The following is a 16,193-nucleotide window of genomic DNA, read 5'->3' as shown; positions in this document are numbered from 1 at the left end:
AAGATTACCTCGTGATGCGGTGCGTCACACTGTGAGATACGCCTCGAACCGCTCGGCCAGCTCCTTCGGCCGCGACAGCATGACCATGTGACTGCCCCCGATCTCGTCGGGCATGACACCGAGCCGCTCCCGGACCACCCGCCGCATGAACTCGGGCGGGAAGAACCGGTCGTCCCGGCAGAGCAGGAACCGCGTCGGCACGTCGGGCCACGCCGCGCCCGGCCACGGCTCGACGGACGACTTCTCCGCCTGCGGACGCCCCCGGGACAACTCCTCCTGCGCCAGCTCCTCCGGGACGTCGTGCATGTACTCGGCGATCGTGTCCAGGCCCTCGGCGCCTCGATAGCCGGTGTTGGCCCACCACTCGCCCGGTGGCTCGCCCGGGACCGGGATCATGGCCGTGACCAGCACGAGCAGCTTGACGGGCAGGCGGTCGCAGACCAGCGGGGCGACGAAGCCGCCCCACGAGTGGGCCACCACGACCAGCTCGTCCGCCTCGCCGACGGCCCGCGCCACCGTGTCGGCGTAGTCGGTCAGCCCGGCCGACTCGTCCTCGATCGGCAGGTCGACGGCCACCGTGCGGTGGCCCCGGGCGCGCAGCTCGGCCTCGACCAGATGCCAGTCCCAGGCGGAGCTGCCGCCGCCGTGGATCAGCGCGAACGTCGCCATCCGCCTCACCTCCGCGCCGTCGTGCCGGAAACGCCCCGAGATGCCTCGCTCATGGCTGGTGCTCCCCTCGTCGTGTCCCTGTTCCCGACGCAGTATGGCGAGCGGCTGAGACAGAAAATATCTCGCAACTTTTATTGCGCAATTTTCCTTTTGTATCTAGCGTGAAGGCATGGCAAGCTCCGATCGGCCGCGCGTCCAGGACGTCGGCACGCTCAAGGCGCTGGCGCACCCGCTGCGCATGAAGCTGTACCGCGCGCTCAAGGTCGCCGAGCTCGCGACCGCCTCGCAGCTCGCCGAGCAGGTGGACGAGGCGGTCTCCCTGGTCAGCTACCACCTGCGCAAGCTGGCCTCGCACGGCCTCATCGAGGAGACGCAGGGCGGCCGGGGCGACGCCCGGGAGCGCTGGTGGCGGACGTCGGCGGAGAGCTTCTCCACCCGCAACTCCGACTTCCGCGACAGCCCCGAGGGCGTCGTGGTTCACCAGACCCTGTCCCGCCTGCACGCCCGTCAGCTCGCCGAGATGTACGACGGCTACCTCGACGCGCAGTGGGCCTGGAGCGAGGCATGGCAGGACTCGTCCTTCGGGTCGGAGTTCCTGCTGTCGCTGACCGCGGAGGAGTTGCGCGCCCTCAGGCAGGAGATCGACGACGTGGTCGTGAAGTGGACGGCCCGCGGCAGGGCGGCCGGCGAGGCGGGGGACACCGAGGGCCGCGAGAACGTGGCCGTGCACCTGTACGGGTTCCCGTTCACGACGTGAGGAGAGAGCAGGATGATTCCCGACTTATACCTACTTGTCGAGCGAGTGCGCGGGCAAGAACTGCGCGCCGCCGCCGCCCGGACACCCCGTCGGACAGCCCGGACGCACCCGGGGACGGTCGCCCGCGCCTGGGAACGGCGGCTGGGCTGGGCCCTGGTGGAAACCGGCCTCCGCCTGGTCAGCCGCGGGACGACCAATCAGACACCCCGCCTGGCGGACCACCACGCCTGACCCGCCCGCACCGCCGGGCGTTCTAAGCCGGAGCGGTCCCGTTCAACCCCTTCAGGACCGCGCGTTCGACCGGCGTCGGCGCGGTGCCGGTGAGGTCGAGCAGGCCGGTCGGCATCAGCGGCGGCTGGGCCATGAACCGCGGCACGCTGCCGCGATGCGGCTGGGCCGAGTGGATCAGGAACGGGTGGCACAGGAAGACGTCGCCGGGGGAGCCGGTGACGGTGGCCTCCCGGCGCCCCTCGCTGAGCGGCACGGCCTCCCCGCACAGCGGGAACCATTCACGCCCTTCATCCCCGGAATCGGCGAGCAGGGCGGGCGCGTCCAGATGTGAGCCGACGCGTACCCGGGTGGGGGCGTCGTCGGGGCCGACCTCGGAGAACAGGAACAGCATGAGGAGGGCCCGGCCGCGCGAGCGCAGGTTCACGCGGTACTCGCCGGCGGCACCGGCGAAGCTCGCCTCCAGGTGCCAGCCGTCGTCGCCGGGCTCCTCGTCGCTGGGGAAACGCAGCGGGAAGGTGCCGAGGCCCATGGGCGCGGTCCACCGCCCGGCGCCCACGAGCTGGTCGTAAGCCTCGTGCAGCGCCTGCGTGTTGGCCGCCGCGCGGAACGGCGGGGTCGCGATCCAGCCCAGCCGCACGACCGGCCGGGTCCAGCTCGACGGGTCGTCGGGGTCGCAACCGCTGGCCGCCCACAGCTCGGCCCGGCACTGCTCGGCCGTCTCCGGGGGAACCGCGCCGGGAAGCCGGACGAACCCGTCCTCGACGAACGACTCGATCTGCTCGTCGGTCAACATGCGCAGCCCTTCCCGGCGGTTTCCGCGGAACGTCGTGCAGTCTGACGAACGGCGGCCAGGAAGGGCAACGCAATTTCCGCCCGGGGGGGAGAGTCGCGGCTCAGACGCCGAGCGCCGACGGCAGGCTCAGCTCCTGCAGGAACAGCGCCTCGGCGGTGGCCACCCGGCGCAGCTCCTCAAGGTCGACCCGCTCGTTGGGGGCGTGGATGGCGGCGTCCTCGTCCTCGGCGCCGAACAGCAGGATCTCGGCTGCCGGGTACTGCTTGAGCAGCGTGTTCACCAGCGGGATCGACCCGCCCGCGCCCACGTCGCGCGGCGGGCGGCCGAACGCGCGCTCCATCGCCCGGTTGAGCGCCGCCCGCGCCTTGCCGCCGGAGTCGGCCTGGAAGCCGGACCCGACGGTGAAGTCGTCGAACGACACCTGCACGCCCCACGGCGCCACCTGGCGCAGGAACTCCACCACGGCGTTGACCGTGGTCTTCGGGTCGCCGGACGGAGGCACCCGGACGGTCACCCGGGCCCGCGCCGCCGGCTGGACCGCGTTCACGGCGCCCGACACGGTCGGCACGTCGAGGCCCGTGACGGTGATGGCGTACGAGGCCCACAGCCGGTCGGCCAGCGAGCCGGAGCCGACCAGCGAGACGCCGTCCGCCACGCCGGCGGTCTTCCTGAACTCCTCCTCCGAGGGCCCCTGGCCGAGGAAGCTGCCGCGCGGCAGGCCGGGCACCCGGATGTCGCCGTTCTCGTCGTGCAGCGCGGTCAGCATACGCATCAGGGCGGCCAGCGCGTCGGGGGCGGCGCCGCCGAACGAGCCGCTGTGCACGGCCTCGCGCAGCGTGCGCACCTCGATGGTGAAGGCCGCCATGCCGCGCAGCGACGTCGTGACCGCCGGGTCGCCGACGCGCGGGTTGCCGGTGTCGGCGACCACGATGGCGTCGGCCCGCAGCAGCTCGGGGTTGCGCTCGACGAAGGCCTCCAGGCGCTCGCCCGCGTACTCCTCCTGGCCCTCGATGATGACCTTGATGCCCACCGGGAACCGGCCCTGGAAGGCGCGCAGCGCGGCGATGTGGGAGATGATGCCCGACTTGTCGTCGGCGCAGCCGCGGCCGTACAGCTTGCCGTCGATCAGGGTGGGCTCGAACGGCGGCGTGCGCCAGGCGGCCAGGTCGCCGGCGGGCTGCACGTCGTAGTGCGCGTACAGCAGGACGGTGGGCGCGCCGGGAGGGGCCGGGGCCTCGCCGTAGATCGCGGGGAAGCTGCCTTCGACGGCGACCTGCTGCACGTGCGGCAGGCCCGCCGAGCGCACGAGCTCCTCCGTCGCCGCCGCGGCGGCGTAGACCGGCTCCTCCGGGTGCCCGGGGAAGGCCACGGAGGGAATGGCGGCGAGCCGCTTGAGCTCCTCGATGGCTCGGGGCATCGCGGCGGCGACGGCGCTCTCGATCTGGTCAGGAGTCACGGGACGGTCCCCCGGGGGTCGTTCTGGGCAGTTTGGTCTCATTGGATCACAGAAGGTTCCACAGTATGGAAACGGGCATGACCCGCGCGTTAATCTACCTGCGGATTTCGTTGCTGTTACACAACGGTTCTGCGGATCTCGATTTTCTTGCATAGTGCTGCGACCGATTCGCTTGGCAAACCGCAGGTGAAGATGCACACTGTGGGGAGTTCGACACAAGGGAAGATAACCATGACGCAGCCGGAAAACGACGTCCTGAAGGCCGCGCAGGACAACCTGTGGTTGCACTTCACGAGGCACAGCGCCTACCAGGAGAACGAGATCCCGACCATCGTGCGCGGTGAGGGGTCCTATATCTACGACATCCACGGCAAGCGTTACCTCGACGGCCTGGCCGGGCTGTTCGTCGTCCAGGTCGGGCACGGGCGTGGCGAGCTGGCCGAGGCCGCCGCCAAGCAGGCCCAGGAGCTGGCCTTCTTCCCCTTGTGGTCCTACTCGCACCCCAAGGCGGCCGAGCTGGCCGCCCGCCTGGCCGAGCAGGCGCCGGGCGAGCTGAACCGGGTCTTCTTCACCACCGGCGGCGGCGAGGCCGTCGAGACCGCGTGGAAGCTGGCCAAGCAGTACTACAAGCTCGTCGGCAAGCCGCTCAAGCACAAGGTCATCAGCCGCCAGATCGCCTACCACGGCACCCCGCAGGGCGCCCTGTCGATCACCGGCATCCCGGCGTTCAAGCAGATGTTCGAGCCCCTCGTGCCCGGCTCGGTGCGGGTCCCGAACACGAACCACTACCGCGCCGACGAGATCAGCGGCATCCCCGGCATGTCGCCGGAGGAGTACGGCATCTGGGCGGCCGACCGCGTGGCCCGCGCCATCGAGATGGAGGGCCCCGACACGGTGGCCGCCGTCTTCGCCGAGCCCGTCCAGAACGCCGGCGGCTGCTTCCCGCCGCCCCCCGGCTACTTCCAGCGCCTGCGCGAGATCTGCGACGAGTACGACGTGCTGCTCGTCTCCGACGAGGTCATCTGCGCCTTCGGCCGCCTCGGCACCATGTTCGGCGGCCAGAAGTTCGACTACGTGCCCGACATCATCACCTGCGCCAAGGGCATGACCAGCGGCTACTCGCCCATCGGCGCCATGATCGCGCACGAGCGGCTGTTCGAGCCGTTCAAGCAGGGCGACAACATGTTCGCCCACGGCTACACCTTCGGCGGCCACCCCGTGTCGGCCGCCGTGGCCCTCGCCAACCTCGACATCTTCGAGCGCGAGGACCTGCTCGGCCACGTCACCAAGAACGAGCCCCTCTTCCAGGCGACCCTCGACGACCTGCGCGACCTGCCGATCGTCGGCGACGTGCGGGGCTCGGGCTACTTCTGGGGCATCGAGCTGGTCAAGGACAAGGCCACCAAGGAGACGTTCAACGCCGAGGAGTCCGAGCGGTTGCTGCGCGGATTCCTGTCCAAGGCGCTGTTCGACGCCGGACTCTACTGCCGGGCGGACGACCGCGGCGACCCCGTGATCCAGCTCGCGCCCCCGCTGATCGCGGGGCAGAGGGAGTTCGACGAGATCGGATCCATCCTGCGGGGTGTGCTCTCGGAAGCGTGGGCGCGCCTCTAACACCCTCCCCACCCGGTACGACGAAGTGCCGGTCTCCGAAAGGATCCCTACGATGAAGATCGGCGTCCCTGCCGAGGTCAAGAACCACGAATACCGTGTGGCGGTCACCCCCGCCGGTGTTCACGAGCTGGTGCGGAACGGCCACGACGTCACCGTCCAGCGGGGTGCCGGCCTCGGCTCACACATCACCGACGAGGAGTACCTCGCCGCGGGCGCGAAGATCCTCGACAACGCCGACGCCGTATGGGCCGGGGCGGACATGGTCCTGAAGGTGAAGGAGCCCATCGCCGAGGAGTACCACCGCCTGCGCGAGGGCCTGGTCCTGTTCACCTACCTGCACCTGGCCGCCTCCCGCCCGTGCACCGACGCCCTGCTCGCCGCCAGGACGACCGGCATCGCGTACGAGACCGTGCAGGTGGGCCACACGCTGCCGCTGCTCGCCCCGATGTCGGAGGTCGCGGGCCGGCTCGCGCCGCAGGTGGGCGCCTACAACCTCATGCGCTTCAACGGCGGCCGGGGCGTGCTGCCCGGCGGGGTGCCCGGCGTGGCCCCGGCCAAGGTCGTCGTCATCGGCGGCGGCGTCTCGGGCCTCAACGCGGCGCAGATCGCCGTCGGCATGGGCGCGGACGTGACCGTGCTCGACACCAACATCGACCGGCTCCGCCACATCGACGCCATCTACCAGGGCCGGCTGAAGACCCTCGTGTCCACCTCGTACGCGATCGAGCGCGAGGTCCTGCAGGCCGACCTGGTCATCGGCGCGGTGCTGATCCCCGGCGCCAAGGCCCCGACGCTGGTCTCCAACGACCTGGTCGCGCGGATGAAGCCGGGCTCGGTGCTCGTGGACATCGCCATCGACCAGGGCGGCTGCTTCGAGGACTCGCGGCCGACCACGCACGCCGAGCCGACGTACACGGTGCACGGCTCGATCTTCTACTGCGTGGCCAACATGCCGGGCTCGGTGGCCAACACCTCCACCTACGCCCTGACCAACGCGACCCTCCCGTACGCGGTCAAGCTGGCCAACCTGGGCTGGCGCGACGCGCTGAAGGCCGACCAGGGCCTCGCGGGCGGTCTGAACACCCATGACGGCCTGCTCACCAACGAGCCGGTCGCCCAGGCGCTGGGGCTGCCGTACACGCCGGTCGCCGACGTTCTCTGATCCTTTCCGGGGGCGCGGCCGGCGGTCGCGCCCCTAACGCACTCCCAGGCGGCGCCGCAGGTCACGGGCGGTGGCGAGGACGTGCTGGATCTCGCCCGTGCCCGGCCACGGCGCGCTGCCGGGGCGCAGCAGCGTGCCGCGCACCGACGCCAGGTGCTCGACCGCGCTGCGGTGCACCCCGCTCCGCTCCACCAGCCAGCCGATCACGTCGGAGTGGTCGTGCAGCGGCCTGGTCACCAGGTCCCAGGTGCCCAGCACCTCCGTCAGGTCGGGCACCGACAGCGGCACGCCGCCCCTGCGGCCGGTGGCCGCGGCCGCCAGCTCCGCGCGGGCGGCCAGCTCCGGCTCGGCGGTGCGCGCCCACGTCTGCGGTGGCGGGTCGGCCAGCCACTCCTCGGCCTCGCCCAGCTCGCCGGCGACCGTCAGCAGCCCGCCCAGCTCGACCGCCGCGCCGTGGTGGCCCGCCCGCGCCGCCTGGCGGAACCAGTGGCGGCCGCCGGCCAGGTCGCCGAACTCGGCGATCAGCAGCAGGCCGTAGTTGAAGGCGGACTCGGCGTCGCCGCCCGCCGCCGCCCTGCCGAACCAGTGGCTGGCCGCCGGGGTGTCGCCGAGCTCCACGCAGACGAACCCGGCCATGCGCTGGTCCTCCAGCCTTCCGGCGGCGGCCGCCCGCTCGTACCAGGCGCGGGCCGTACGCAGATCGCCGCGGGACAGGGCGATGGCGCCGAGCCGGGAGGCGGCGCCCGGGTGCTCGTTCTTGGCGGCCAGCCGGTAGTAGGCCTCGGCGCCCTCCGGGTCGCGGCTGGCGTGCAGGTAGAGGCCCATGCAGTGGGCGGAGTCGGCGTGGCCGCCCCTGGCGGCGTACTCCCACCAGCGCACGGTCTCCTCGTCCTCGCCGGCGGAGTAGGCCAGGAAGCCGAGGTCGTGGGCCGAGGCCATGTCGCCGTCGTCGGCCGCCCTGCGGTGCCACTCGCGGGCCACGCCGGTCTCGCCGGTGTCCTCGCACAGCAGCGCCAGCCGCCGGGCCGCGGCGCGCGACCCGGCCAGGGCCGAGCGTTCGAACCAGGCCCGCGCGGCGCCGGCGTCGCCGCGCTGTTCGAGCAGGAGCGTGGCCAGGTTGGCGGCGGCCTCCGCGTCGCCGGTGGCCGCGGCGGTCTCGTACCAGATGACCGCCTCCTCCAGGCTGCCGTGCTTCTCGTGCCAGACGCCCAGGTTGTACGCGCTGTCGACGTTGCCGCCCGCCGCCGCCAGCTCCCACCAGAGCCGGGCCGCCGCGCGGTCGCCGCGCTGGGCGTAGAGCTTGCCGAGCCGGTGGGCCGCCTGGGCGTCGCCCTGCTGCGCGGCCACCAGCAACTCCGGCTCGTCACCCACCCGTGGCGCCGGAACGGCCGGCGTCGCCACCTCTCCCTGCCACCAGGCCATGGCGACAGAGTGGCACGTGATCATACGATCGCGAACCGTAATCGCCGACAACGGCCCTAGGAGAACCTGATGAACCCGGAATACATCCCCATCCCGCACACGTAACGCAGCGAGCCGGGGCGGTGGGGCGGCAGCCGTACGGTGGCGGGCAGGGCCACGTCGCGCCCGTCGATGGTGACGGTGCCCGTGCAGCCCGGTTCGACCAGTTTGAAGATGACCTCGACCGGTACGTTCGCCGGGACGGACACGGCGGCGGGCCGGTAGCCCTCGCGGGTGGCGTAGACCGTGACGGTCCGGGCGGCGGGCCCGGCGGGCCCGGCGGCGGCCGGTGCGGCCTCACCCGTCCAGCCGCCCAGGTTGAGCCCGGCCACGACGGTCCAGAGCCCGGCGGCGACGGCGACGACCCCGGCGAACCTGGCCAGCCGGGTGCGGGAGATCCGCCGCAGCACGTAGCCGAGCAGCGCGAACGCGGGCGCCGTGCCGACCACGAACCCCGCCATGGCCGCCGCGCCCGACAGCGGCGAGCCGCTGGAGACGGCGAGCATCTCCATGCCGATCGTCACCCCGCAGGGCACCAGGACGGTGGCCGCCCCCAGCAGCGGCGCCTGGTACCCGGACGGCCGGACGGGCTCGGCGCACGCGTGCCGCCCGCCGCGCATGAGCCGGATCGCGAACACGATCACGGCGCAGCCGGCCGCGACCAGGAGCGCGGCCCGCGCCCGCGGCGGCAGGCCGACCGCCGAGCCGAGCAGCCCGAGCAGCGCTCCCACCAGCGTGTACGCCGCCAGCCGGCCGGCCAGGAACCAGGCCACCAGCGCCGGGTCGCGGCCGGGGCGGTGGCCGACCAGGCCCACGAGCAGCCCGCCCTGGGCGGCCGTGCACGAGGCGGTGCCCGCCACCAGCCCGGCTGCCACGCCCCCGGCGAACAGGGTGACCGCCTCCACGCTCAGCCCTCCCCGGTCGCGCGCGATGCTTTCGGGGGAAACGTAACGCGGCAGGCTGGATGCGGCCAGTGACAGTTCTTGTACCCTTAGTGATGTTTAGGTGGTTGCGCCCTTGAGCACGGACATCTTCTCGAAGAACTCGTCGTCGCCCAGCTCGCCGCGGGCGTACCGCTCGGCCAGGATCTGCTCCGCCGACGCGGTGGGCCGGTCGGGGACGGCCGCCGGGCGACGCCCCCACCAGCCCTTGCGACGGGCGGTGACGGCGAGCGCGATGAGCGCGACCCAGAACAGGCCCCAGAAGACCGGGAAGACCGGCCAGAGATGCGGATGCATGACTTCCTCCTTCGTCCTGCCTCCAGGGTCCGCCTTCGCGCGGCGCGGCGAATCGCCCCCCGGGAGCCGCCGCCGCTGCGCCCCGGGGAGTGCTCAGGCGGGCCCGGCGTACGCCTGAGGCGGTAGCGCGCCGGTGCGTTTCATCGGCCGAAGGACGGGTGCGCTGAGGGCCGCCGGGCCTCGATGAGGAACCTGGACGAATGGGCGACGAACGGGCCCTCGGCCTCGATGAGCTCGTGCAGCTCGCGCAGCCTGTCGCCGTAGCGGGCGACCGAGAAGCCGGGCACGATCCAGATCACCTTGCGCAGGAAGTAGATCACCGCGCCGATGTCGCGGAACTCCATGCGCAGCCGCTCGGCCCGCAGGTCGACCACCTCCAGCCCGGCCGCCTCCGCCTCCGCCTCCGCCTGGCGCGGGTCGCGGGCCGAGCCGTCCTGGGGGCCCATGAAGAACTCGGTCAGCTCGAACACGCTGCGCGGGCCGACCTGCTGCGAGAAGTACGCGCCCCCGGGACGCAGCACCCGGGCGATCTCCGCCCACCAGGTCGCCACCGGATGGCGGCTGACCACGAGGTCGAAGACGCCGTCGCGGAACGGCAGGCGCGGCTCGTCGTCGTCGGCCACCACGTACGCGCCGCGCGGACGCAGCCGGGCGGCGGCCAGCGCCAGGTTGGGCGGCCACGACTCGGTCGCCACCGTAACCTTCGGCAGCGTGGGCAGCCCGGCCAGGATCTCGCCCCCGCCGGTCTGGACGTCGAGCGCCGCCCGCGCCCCCGCCATCCGCCCGGCCAGCAGGCGGGAGTAGCCCCACGAAGGCCGCTCCTCGGTGGCCCGGCCCTCCAGCCAGGAGAAGTCCCAGCCGGCCACGGACACCGTGTCGGCCTCCTCGACCAGGTCATCGTATGTACGCCGCATCCTTCGACCATGTCAGCGCCCCGGCCGCGGCTTCAACCGGATTTCTCCCGTGTCGCCGATCAGGCGACCCGGGCACGGACGGCCGCGCGGTCGATCCCGAGCTGGTCGATCAGCCGGGCCACCGGGTCGTGGCGGTCGCGCTCCAGGAGGGCGAGCAGGAGGTGGCGGGGCGCCTGCGGCCTGGTCTTCCGCCGGGTGGCCCCGATGGCGGCGTTGATCACCGCGCGGGCGCTCGACGTGAGCGCGGTGCCGGGGACCGGCGGATGCCGGCGGGGCGTCGCGCGCGGGGCCTGGCCGAGGTCGAGGCCGATCGAGCGCAGCGCCTCGCGGTCGAGCTCGTCGAGCGCGGCGCGCGCCCCGGCCAGGTCGACGCCGAGCGCCCGCGCCGGCTCGGCGGCGGGATCGTGCAGCAGGCCGAGCAGCAGGTGCTCGGTGCCGAGCCGCCGGTCGCCGCGCTGCCTGGCCTCGTCGAGCGCCGCGCTGACGACGGCCGCGAAGGGGCTCTTCTCCTTGCCGAACATGGCGATCCTCACTTTCCGTATCTGGCGTGCACGGACTGCCGCGACATGCCGAGCGCGTCGCCGATCTGTTCCCAGGTCCAGCCCTGCTCCCTGGCCGCCGCCACCGACGCCGCCTCGACCTGCTCGGCCAGCCGGTGCAGCGCGCCCACCGCCCGCAGGCCGAGGGCGGGGTCGTTCGACCTGATGCGTTGAGACAGCTCTTCCATGTCCACGTTGTCAGGCTAGATTGACAGACGGGATTTTGTCAATCTAGCCTGACAGGCATGGACGACGTGATGATCGTGGGAGCGGGCCCGGTCGGGCTCATGCTCGCGGGCGAGCTGGCGCTGGCCGGATTACGCCCGATCGTGCTGGACAAACGCCCGGAACCGAGCGAGCTGCCCAAGGCCAACGGGCTCGCCGGGCAGATCGTGGAGCTGCTCGGCCACCGCGGCCTGCTCGGCCTTCTCGCCGAGGGCGGCGGCTTCGCCGGCCCCGCCCCGGGGTTCCCGTTCGGGCAGGTGCCGCTGCGCTTCGCCGGGCACGACGACATGCCGCTGCGGCTGCTGCTGATCCAGCAGCCCCGGCTGGAACGGCTGCTGACCGAGCGGGCCGTCCGGCTCGGGGCCGAGATCAGGCGCGGCCACGAGGTCCTCGGGCTGGCCCAGGACGAGGAGGGCGTCACGCTGGACCTGTCCACCGGCCGGGCCCGCGCCCGGTACGTGGTCGGCTGCGACGGCGGGCACAGCACCGTCCGCGCCCTGGCGGGCATCGGCTTCCCGGGCACCACCGACGACGAGGTGCTGCGGCTCGGCCACTTCGCCTGCGAGGAGCAGGGCCCGTTCCAGGCGCCGCGCGTCGAGGGCCTGGAACCCGGCTGGAACCGCACCCCGGCCGGCCGCCTGCTGCTCACCTCGCTGCGGCCCGGCGTGCTCATCGCGGGCGTGCGCGAGCGCGGCACGCTGCCCGGCGGCCCGGTGACCCAGGACGACTTCCGCGCGGCCGTACGCCGGGTGATCGGGCGGGACCTGCCGCTGGGGGAGCCGATCTGGCTGTCCGGCACGGTCGCCCAGGCCCGGCTCGCCGAGCGTTACCGGGCCGGGCGGGTGTTCCTGGCCGGGGACGCCGCCCACCTGTTCCCGGCCGGCGGGTCCGCGCTCAACGTCGGCCTGACGGAGGCGGCCAACCTGGCCTGGAAGCTGGCCGCCGTGCTGCTCGGGCGGGTGCCCGCCGGGCTGCTCGACACCTACGAGGAGGAGCGCCGTCCGGTGGCCGCGCGGGCGCTGGCCCAGACCCGCGCCCAGGCGGCGCTGGAACGGGCCCCCGGCGAGGACGGCGACGCCCTGCGCGCGCTGCTCGCCGAGCTGTTCGCCGACGAGCAGCCGCTGCGCCGGCTCGCCGCGCTCCTGCACGGCTCCGACACCCGCTACCCGCCCGCGCCCGGGCTGGAGCACCCGCATCCGCTCGCCGGCCGGTTCCTCCCCGACCTGCCGCTGAGCACGGCGGCGGGGGAGCAGCGGACCGCCGGGCTGCTGCGGGCCGGACGCCCGCTGCTGCTCGACCTCCGCGACGGCCCGGACCCGGTGCTGCCCGAGGGCGGCTGGATCGACGTGGTGCGGGCGCGGTGCGCCGAGCCGCCCGCCGACGTGCTGCTCGTCCGCCCCGACGGGTACGTCGCCTGGGCCGGGGCCGGCGGCCTGGCCGAGGCCGCGCGGGCGTGGTTCGGCCCGGGACCGGCCGCCGTCAGAGCCAGCCCGGCTTGACCAGGCCCGACTCGTAGGCGATGACCACGAGCTGGGCGCGGTCGCGGGCGTGCAGCTTCATCATGGCCCGGCTGACGTGGGTCTTGGCCGTGGCCGGCGACATGAACAGCTTGGCGGCGATCTCGTCGTTGGTCATGCCCGTGCCGACCAGGGAGAGCACCTCGCGCTCGCGTTCGGTGAGCTGGTCGAGGCCCTGGGTGGCGACCGGCTCCTTGGCGCGCGAGGCGTACTCGGCGATCAGCCGCCGGGTCACGCTCGGCGACAGCAGCGCCTCGCCCGCCGCCACCACCCGCACGGCCTGGATGAGCTCGGCCGGCTCGGTGTCCTTGACCAGGAAGCCGGACGCGCCGCCGCGCAGCGCCTCGAAGACGTACTCGTCCAGCTCGAAGGTGGTCAGGATGATGATGTGCGGCCCGGGCGGCATCAGGCGGGTGGCGGTCAGGCCGTCGGTGCCGGGCATGCGGATGTCCATCAGCACGACGTCCGGGGCGTGCTCGCCGGCCAGGCGCACCGCCTCCGCGCCGTCGGCCGCCTCGGCCACCACGGTCATGTCGGGCTGGGCGTCCAGCAGGGCCTTGAAGCCCGCCCGGACCAGCGCCTGGTCGTCGGCGAGCAACACCTTGATCACGTTGGGTTCTCCTCGGGTAGGGGCAGACGGGCCTCGACCTGGAAGCCGCCGCCCGACGGGCCGGCGACGAGCGTGCCGCCCAGTGCGGAGGCGCGCTCGCGCATGCCGGGGATGCCGTTGCCGCTGCCTTCCTCCGACAGCACGGCGGGCTTGGTCGCCCCCGTGTCGGCGACCACGATGACCAGCTCCCCGGCGCCGTACTCCAGGCGCACCGACACCCGCGAGCCGGGCGCGTGGCGGGCGGCGTTGGTGAGCGACTCCTGCACGATCCGGTACGCGGCCCGCTCGACCTGCGGCGGCAGCGGCCGCGACCCCACCCGCCTGAGCGAGACCTCCATCCCCGAACGCTGGACGAGGTCGTCGAGCCGGTCGAGCCCGGCCGTCGGGGAGCGCGGGGCGCCGTCGCGCAGCACGTTGAGCACCGAGCGCATCTCGCCCAGCACCTCCTTGGACGCCGTCTTGATCGTGGCCAGGGCCGAGCGGGCCTGCTCGGGGTTGGCGTCGATGAGGTGCAGCGCGGTGCTGGCCTGCACGTGGATGAGCGAGATGTTGTGCGCGAGCACGTCGTGCAGCTCCTGGGCCATGGTCAGGCGCTCCTCGCTGGCCTGCCGCCTGGCCTCCTCCTCCGCGACGCGCTCGCGTTCGGCCCGGCGTTCCCTGACGATCCTGACCAGCTCGGCCACGACCATGAACAGCAGGATGAACGCGAGGATCGACACGCTGTGGAACAGGTCGCGGTTGCCCACCCACCAGGCGTAGCTGAGGAGCGAGGTCACCGTCATGGTCGCCATCGTCCAGGCCATCAGCCGTCTGCCGCCCGTGACCAGGAGGAACAGGAGGACACCTGGGCTGAGGAAGGCGGGGCCGTAGGCGTAGCCGCCGATGAGGAACAGGTCCATCGCGCCGAGCGCGACGGCGACCGTCAGCAGGGGGAACCGCCTGCGGAAGAGGATGGCCAGCGGCCCGACCAGCAGCAACGCGTACGCGTAGGGGTCGAGTTGCTCCCTGAGGAGACGCTGTCCCCACGTCGCGCCTTGGGCGATCACCAATTGGGCGACCGCCACGATGAGGGCGAGATAAGGGTCGAAACCGGACTTCCAGCGCACGCCTCCACGCTAGGCCACCGGCGGCGCGCGCGACATCATCCCCTTGTCCGAGGGGGCCCTACCACGACGGGCGTAGCTGGGTCATCGTGGACACCATGCGCCGTGTGATCTTCTCCGCAGCAGCAGTCCTCATCTCACTCCTGCCCGCCGCGCCCGCGTCCGCGGGCCCCCAGCAGAAGGCCCCGGTCGCCGAGGGGTACGGAGGCGCCGTCGCCACCGTCGACCTCGACGCCAGCAAGGCCGCGATCTCCGTGCTGAGACGCGGGGGCAACGCCGTCGACGCGGCCGTGGCCGCCGGAGCCGTGCTCGGGGTGACCGAGCCGTACTCGGCCGGCCTGACCGGCGGCGGCTTCATGGTGTTGTACGACGCCAGGCAGCGCAAGGTCGTCACCATCGACGGCCGCGAGACCGCCCCGCGCGCGATGACCGCGACCAGCTTCGAGGGCATCCCGTTCGACGAGGGCGTCACCAGCGGCCTGTCGGCGGGCGTGCCCGGCACGCTGGCGCACTGGGACCTGGCCCTGCGCCGGTTCGGCACCCTCTCGCTCGGCCAGGCGCTCCAGCCCGCCATCGAGGTGGCCTCCCGCGGCTTCGTCGTGGACCAGACGTTCCACGACCAGACCGCCGCGAACGCCGGCCGCTTCAAGGACATCGCCTCGACGGCCCGGCTCTACCTGCCGAACGGCGCCCCGCCGCCGGTCGGCTCGGTGTTCCGGAACCCGGAGCTGGCGAACACGTACCGGGAACTGGCCCGGCGCGGCCCCGGCTGGCTGTACGGCGGCCGGCTCGGCGCGGAGATCGTCGCCACCGTGAAGAAGCCGCCGGTCACCCCCGGCAGCACCCGCAACGTCCGGCCCGGCCTGATGGAGCTGTCGGACCTGCGGGACTACCGCGCCCTCCTGCGCGAGCCCACCAAGATCTCCTACAACGGCATGGACGTCTACGGCATGGCCCCGCCGTCGTCGGGCGGCTCGACCGTCGGCGAGGCGCTCAACATCCTCGAAGCCCTGCCCAAGGTGGGCCTGCACGAGTACCTGGAGGCGTCCAGGCTGGCCTTCGCCGACCGCAACGCCTACGTCGGCGACGTCCCCGGCGTGCCGCTGCGCGAGCTGCTGTCCGACGGGTTCGCCAAGGAGCGCGCCTGCCTGATCGGCGACAGGGCCCTGACCAGCCCGGTCGCCCCCGGCAGCCCCGACGGCACGTACGGCGCCTGCGCCACCCCGACCGGCACCGCGACCCCGATCGCGGACGAGGGGCCGGAGACCACGCACCTGGTCGTCGCCGACCGCTGGGGCAACGTGGTCGCCTACAACCTCACCATCGAGTCGACCGGCGGCAACGGCATCGTGGTGCCGGGCCGCGGCGTGCTGCTCAACAACGAGCTGACCGACTTCACCTTCGGCCCCGCTCCCGGCGACCCCAACCTGCCCGGCCCCGGCAAGCGGCCGCGCTCGTCGATGGCGCCCACGCTGGTGTTCGACCACGGCAGGCCGGTGCTGGCCGCGGGCTCGCCGGGCGGCTCGACGATCATCACGACCGTGCTGCAGATCCTGGTCAACCGGTACGAATTCGGCATGAGCCTGCCCGACGCCCTCGCCGCGCCGCGGGCCACGCAGCGCAACACCGCCCAGACGCAGGCTGAGCAGGCGTTCCTCGACAAGTACCGGGCCGAGCTGGAGGCCAAGGGGCACGGCTTCGCGCTGAACCCCGAGATCGGCGCGGCCACGGCGCTTGAACTGCGCGGCCACGGCCTGGTCCAGGCCGTCGCCGAGCCCGTACGGCGGGGCGGCGGCAGCGCCCTGGTCGTCGACCCGCGCTGAGCGCGCACGGCGGCGGCCCCCTCGCGGGCCGCCGCCACTCGCCGGCTTGACCCCGGCATGAGGGAATGTTTGCCCAGGTCA

16 protein-coding genes are annotated in these 16,193 nt (G+C 73.1%); 5 read left to right on the top strand and 11 right to left on the bottom strand.

Going from position 1 to position 16,193, the window contains the following annotated elements:
* Positions 1-24: 24 nt before the first annotated feature.
* Positions 25-669: an alpha/beta fold hydrolase gene (locus ACFYUV_RS13930; RefSeq protein WP_387668631.1), complete on the bottom strand. Its 645-nt coding sequence runs from the start codon at positions 667-669 to the stop codon at positions 25-27.
* A gap of 169 nt (positions 670-838) precedes the next feature.
* Between ACFYUV_RS13930 and ACFYUV_RS13925 the strand changes: the two genes are divergently transcribed.
* The gene (locus ACFYUV_RS13925; protein WP_364325557.1) at positions 839-1,426 is read left to right on the top strand and encodes a helix-turn-helix domain-containing protein; all 588 of its coding nucleotides are present in this window, start codon (positions 839-841) and stop codon (positions 1,424-1,426) included.
* Positions 1,427-1,679: 253 nt separating this feature from the next.
* Here ACFYUV_RS13925 and ACFYUV_RS13920 read toward each other — a convergent pair whose 3' ends face one another.
* Together ACFYUV_RS13920 and ACFYUV_RS13915 are read right to left on the bottom strand one after the other, a co-directional pair.
* Positions 1,680-2,450 carry a phytanoyl-CoA dioxygenase family protein gene (locus ACFYUV_RS13920; protein ID WP_387668628.1) on the bottom strand — a complete coding sequence of 257 codons (771 nt, stop codon included), beginning with the start codon at positions 2,448-2,450 and terminating at the stop codon, positions 1,680-1,682.
* A gap of 100 nt (positions 2,451-2,550) precedes the next feature.
* Positions 2,551-3,906: a dipeptidase gene (locus ACFYUV_RS13915; RefSeq protein ID WP_358282938.1), complete on the bottom strand. Its 1,356-nt coding sequence runs from the start codon at positions 3,904-3,906 to the stop codon at positions 2,551-2,553.
* Between the two features lie 231 nt (positions 3,907-4,137).
* Here ACFYUV_RS13915 and ACFYUV_RS13910 point away from each other — a divergent pair, with 231 nt between their 5' ends.
* Both ACFYUV_RS13910 and ald read left to right on the top strand, forming a co-directional pair.
* Positions 4,138-5,520, top strand: coding sequence for an aspartate aminotransferase family protein (locus ACFYUV_RS13910; RefSeq protein ID WP_387668625.1), 1,383 nt, complete (start codon positions 4,138-4,140; stop codon positions 5,518-5,520).
* 52 nt (positions 5,521-5,572) lie between these two features.
* Positions 5,573-6,682, top strand: a complete 1,110-nt coding sequence (gene ald / locus ACFYUV_RS13905) for an alanine dehydrogenase (RefSeq protein ID WP_387668622.1) — start codon at positions 5,573-5,575, stop codon at positions 6,680-6,682.
* Between the two features lie 33 nt (positions 6,683-6,715).
* On the opposite strand, the gene ACFYUV_RS13900 is transcribed toward ald, so the two are convergent.
* The 6 genes from ACFYUV_RS13900 to ACFYUV_RS13875 form a co-directional block, all read right to left on the bottom strand.
* Positions 6,716-8,104 carry a tetratricopeptide repeat protein gene (locus tag ACFYUV_RS13900; RefSeq protein WP_387668619.1) on the bottom strand — a complete coding sequence of 463 codons (1,389 nt, stop codon included), beginning with the start codon at positions 8,102-8,104 and terminating at the stop codon, positions 6,716-6,718.
* A gap of 56 nt (positions 8,105-8,160) precedes the next feature.
* Positions 8,161-9,048: a sulfite exporter TauE/SafE family protein gene (locus ACFYUV_RS13895; RefSeq protein ID WP_387668617.1), complete on the bottom strand. Its 888-nt coding sequence runs from the start codon at positions 9,046-9,048 to the stop codon at positions 8,161-8,163.
* Between the two features lie 96 nt (positions 9,049-9,144).
* Entirely contained in the window at positions 9,145-9,381 is a 237-nt protein-coding gene (locus tag ACFYUV_RS13890; protein WP_387668614.1) for an SHOCT domain-containing protein, read from the bottom strand.
* A gap of 140 nt (positions 9,382-9,521) precedes the next feature.
* Positions 9,522-10,295 (bottom strand): class I SAM-dependent methyltransferase, encoded by a 774-nt coding sequence (locus ACFYUV_RS13885; RefSeq protein ID WP_387668611.1) that lies wholly within the window; start codon positions 10,293-10,295, stop codon positions 9,522-9,524.
* Between the two features lie 59 nt (positions 10,296-10,354).
* On the bottom strand, positions 10,355-10,828 hold the full coding sequence (locus ACFYUV_RS13880) for a Clp protease N-terminal domain-containing protein (protein ID WP_352349439.1): 474 nt from the start codon (positions 10,826-10,828) through the stop codon (positions 10,355-10,357).
* Positions 10,825-11,022, bottom strand: coding sequence for a helix-turn-helix domain-containing protein (locus ACFYUV_RS13875; protein WP_352326953.1), 198 nt, complete (start codon positions 11,020-11,022; stop codon positions 10,825-10,827). The genes ACFYUV_RS13880 and ACFYUV_RS13875 overlap by 4 nt, the downstream gene beginning before the upstream one ends.
* 57 nt (positions 11,023-11,079) lie before the next feature.
* Here ACFYUV_RS13875 and ACFYUV_RS13870 point away from each other — a divergent pair, with 57 nt between their 5' ends.
* On the top strand, positions 11,080-12,558 hold the full coding sequence (locus ACFYUV_RS13870) for an FAD-dependent monooxygenase (RefSeq protein WP_387668607.1): 1,479 nt from the start codon (positions 11,080-11,082) through the stop codon (positions 12,556-12,558).
* Here ACFYUV_RS13870 and ACFYUV_RS13865 read toward each other — a convergent pair.
* Positions 12,539-13,186, bottom strand: a complete 648-nt coding sequence (locus ACFYUV_RS13865; protein WP_352349443.1) for a response regulator transcription factor — start codon at positions 13,184-13,186, stop codon at positions 12,539-12,541. The two genes, ACFYUV_RS13870 and ACFYUV_RS13865, sit on opposite strands and share 20 nt — an antisense overlap.
* Positions 13,183-14,292: a sensor histidine kinase gene (locus tag ACFYUV_RS13860; protein ID WP_387668604.1), complete on the bottom strand. Its 1,110-nt coding sequence runs from the start codon at positions 14,290-14,292 to the stop codon at positions 13,183-13,185. Before ACFYUV_RS13860 ends, ACFYUV_RS13865 begins: the two co-directional genes overlap by 4 nt.
* Before the next feature lie 95 nt (positions 14,293-14,387).
* Between ACFYUV_RS13860 and ACFYUV_RS13855 the strand changes: the two genes are divergently transcribed.
* The gene (locus ACFYUV_RS13855) at positions 14,388-16,112 is read left to right on the top strand and encodes a gamma-glutamyltransferase family protein (RefSeq protein ID WP_387668602.1); all 1,725 of its coding nucleotides are present in this window, start codon (positions 14,388-14,390) and stop codon (positions 16,110-16,112) included.
* The last annotated feature ends 81 nt before the right edge of the window (positions 16,113-16,193 follow it).

Origin of the sequence: Nonomuraea sp. NPDC003560, assembly GCF_042878785.1 — a bacterium.
Lineage (GTDB): Bacteria > Actinomycetota > Actinomycetes > Streptosporangiales > Streptosporangiaceae > Nonomuraea.
The sequence above is the reverse complement of the archived record's forward strand: the minus strand, read 5'-3'. Positions and strand labels throughout refer to the sequence as shown.

Bases quoted from the DNA above. Each gene is read 5' to 3' on its own strand.
- ACFYUV_RS13930 (WP_387668631.1), bottom strand. From the start codon at position 669: ATGGCGACGTTCGCGCTGATCCACGGCGGCGGCAGCTCCGCCTGGGAC.
- ACFYUV_RS13925 (WP_364325557.1), top strand. From the start codon at position 839: ATGGCAAGCTCCGATCGGCCGCGCGTCCAGGACGTCGGCACGCTCAAG.
- ACFYUV_RS13920 (WP_387668628.1), bottom strand. From the start codon at position 2,450: ATGTTGACCGACGAGCAGATCGAGTCGTTCGTCGAGGACGGGTTCGTC.
- ACFYUV_RS13910 (WP_387668625.1), top strand. From the start codon at position 4,138: ATGACGCAGCCGGAAAACGACGTCCTGAAGGCCGCGCAGGACAACCTG.
- ald (WP_387668622.1), top strand. From the start codon at position 5,573: ATGAAGATCGGCGTCCCTGCCGAGGTCAAGAACCACGAATACCGTGTG.
- ACFYUV_RS13900 (WP_387668619.1), bottom strand. From the start codon at position 8,104: ATGGCCTGGTGGCAGGGAGAGGTGGCGACGCCGGCCGTTCCGGCGCCA.
- ACFYUV_RS13890 (WP_387668614.1), bottom strand. From the start codon at position 9,381: ATGCATCCGCATCTCTGGCCGGTCTTCCCGGTCTTCTGGGGCCTGTTC.
- ACFYUV_RS13885 (WP_387668611.1), bottom strand. From the start codon at position 10,295: ATGCGGCGTACATACGATGACCTGGTCGAGGAGGCCGACACGGTGTCC.
- ACFYUV_RS13875 (WP_352326953.1), bottom strand. From the start codon at position 11,022: ATGGAAGAGCTGTCTCAACGCATCAGGTCGAACGACCCCGCCCTCGGC.
- ACFYUV_RS13870 (WP_387668607.1), top strand. From the start codon at position 11,080: ATGGACGACGTGATGATCGTGGGAGCGGGCCCGGTCGGGCTCATGCTC.
- ACFYUV_RS13855 (WP_387668602.1), top strand. From the start codon at position 14,388: ATGCGCCGTGTGATCTTCTCCGCAGCAGCAGTCCTCATCTCACTCCTG.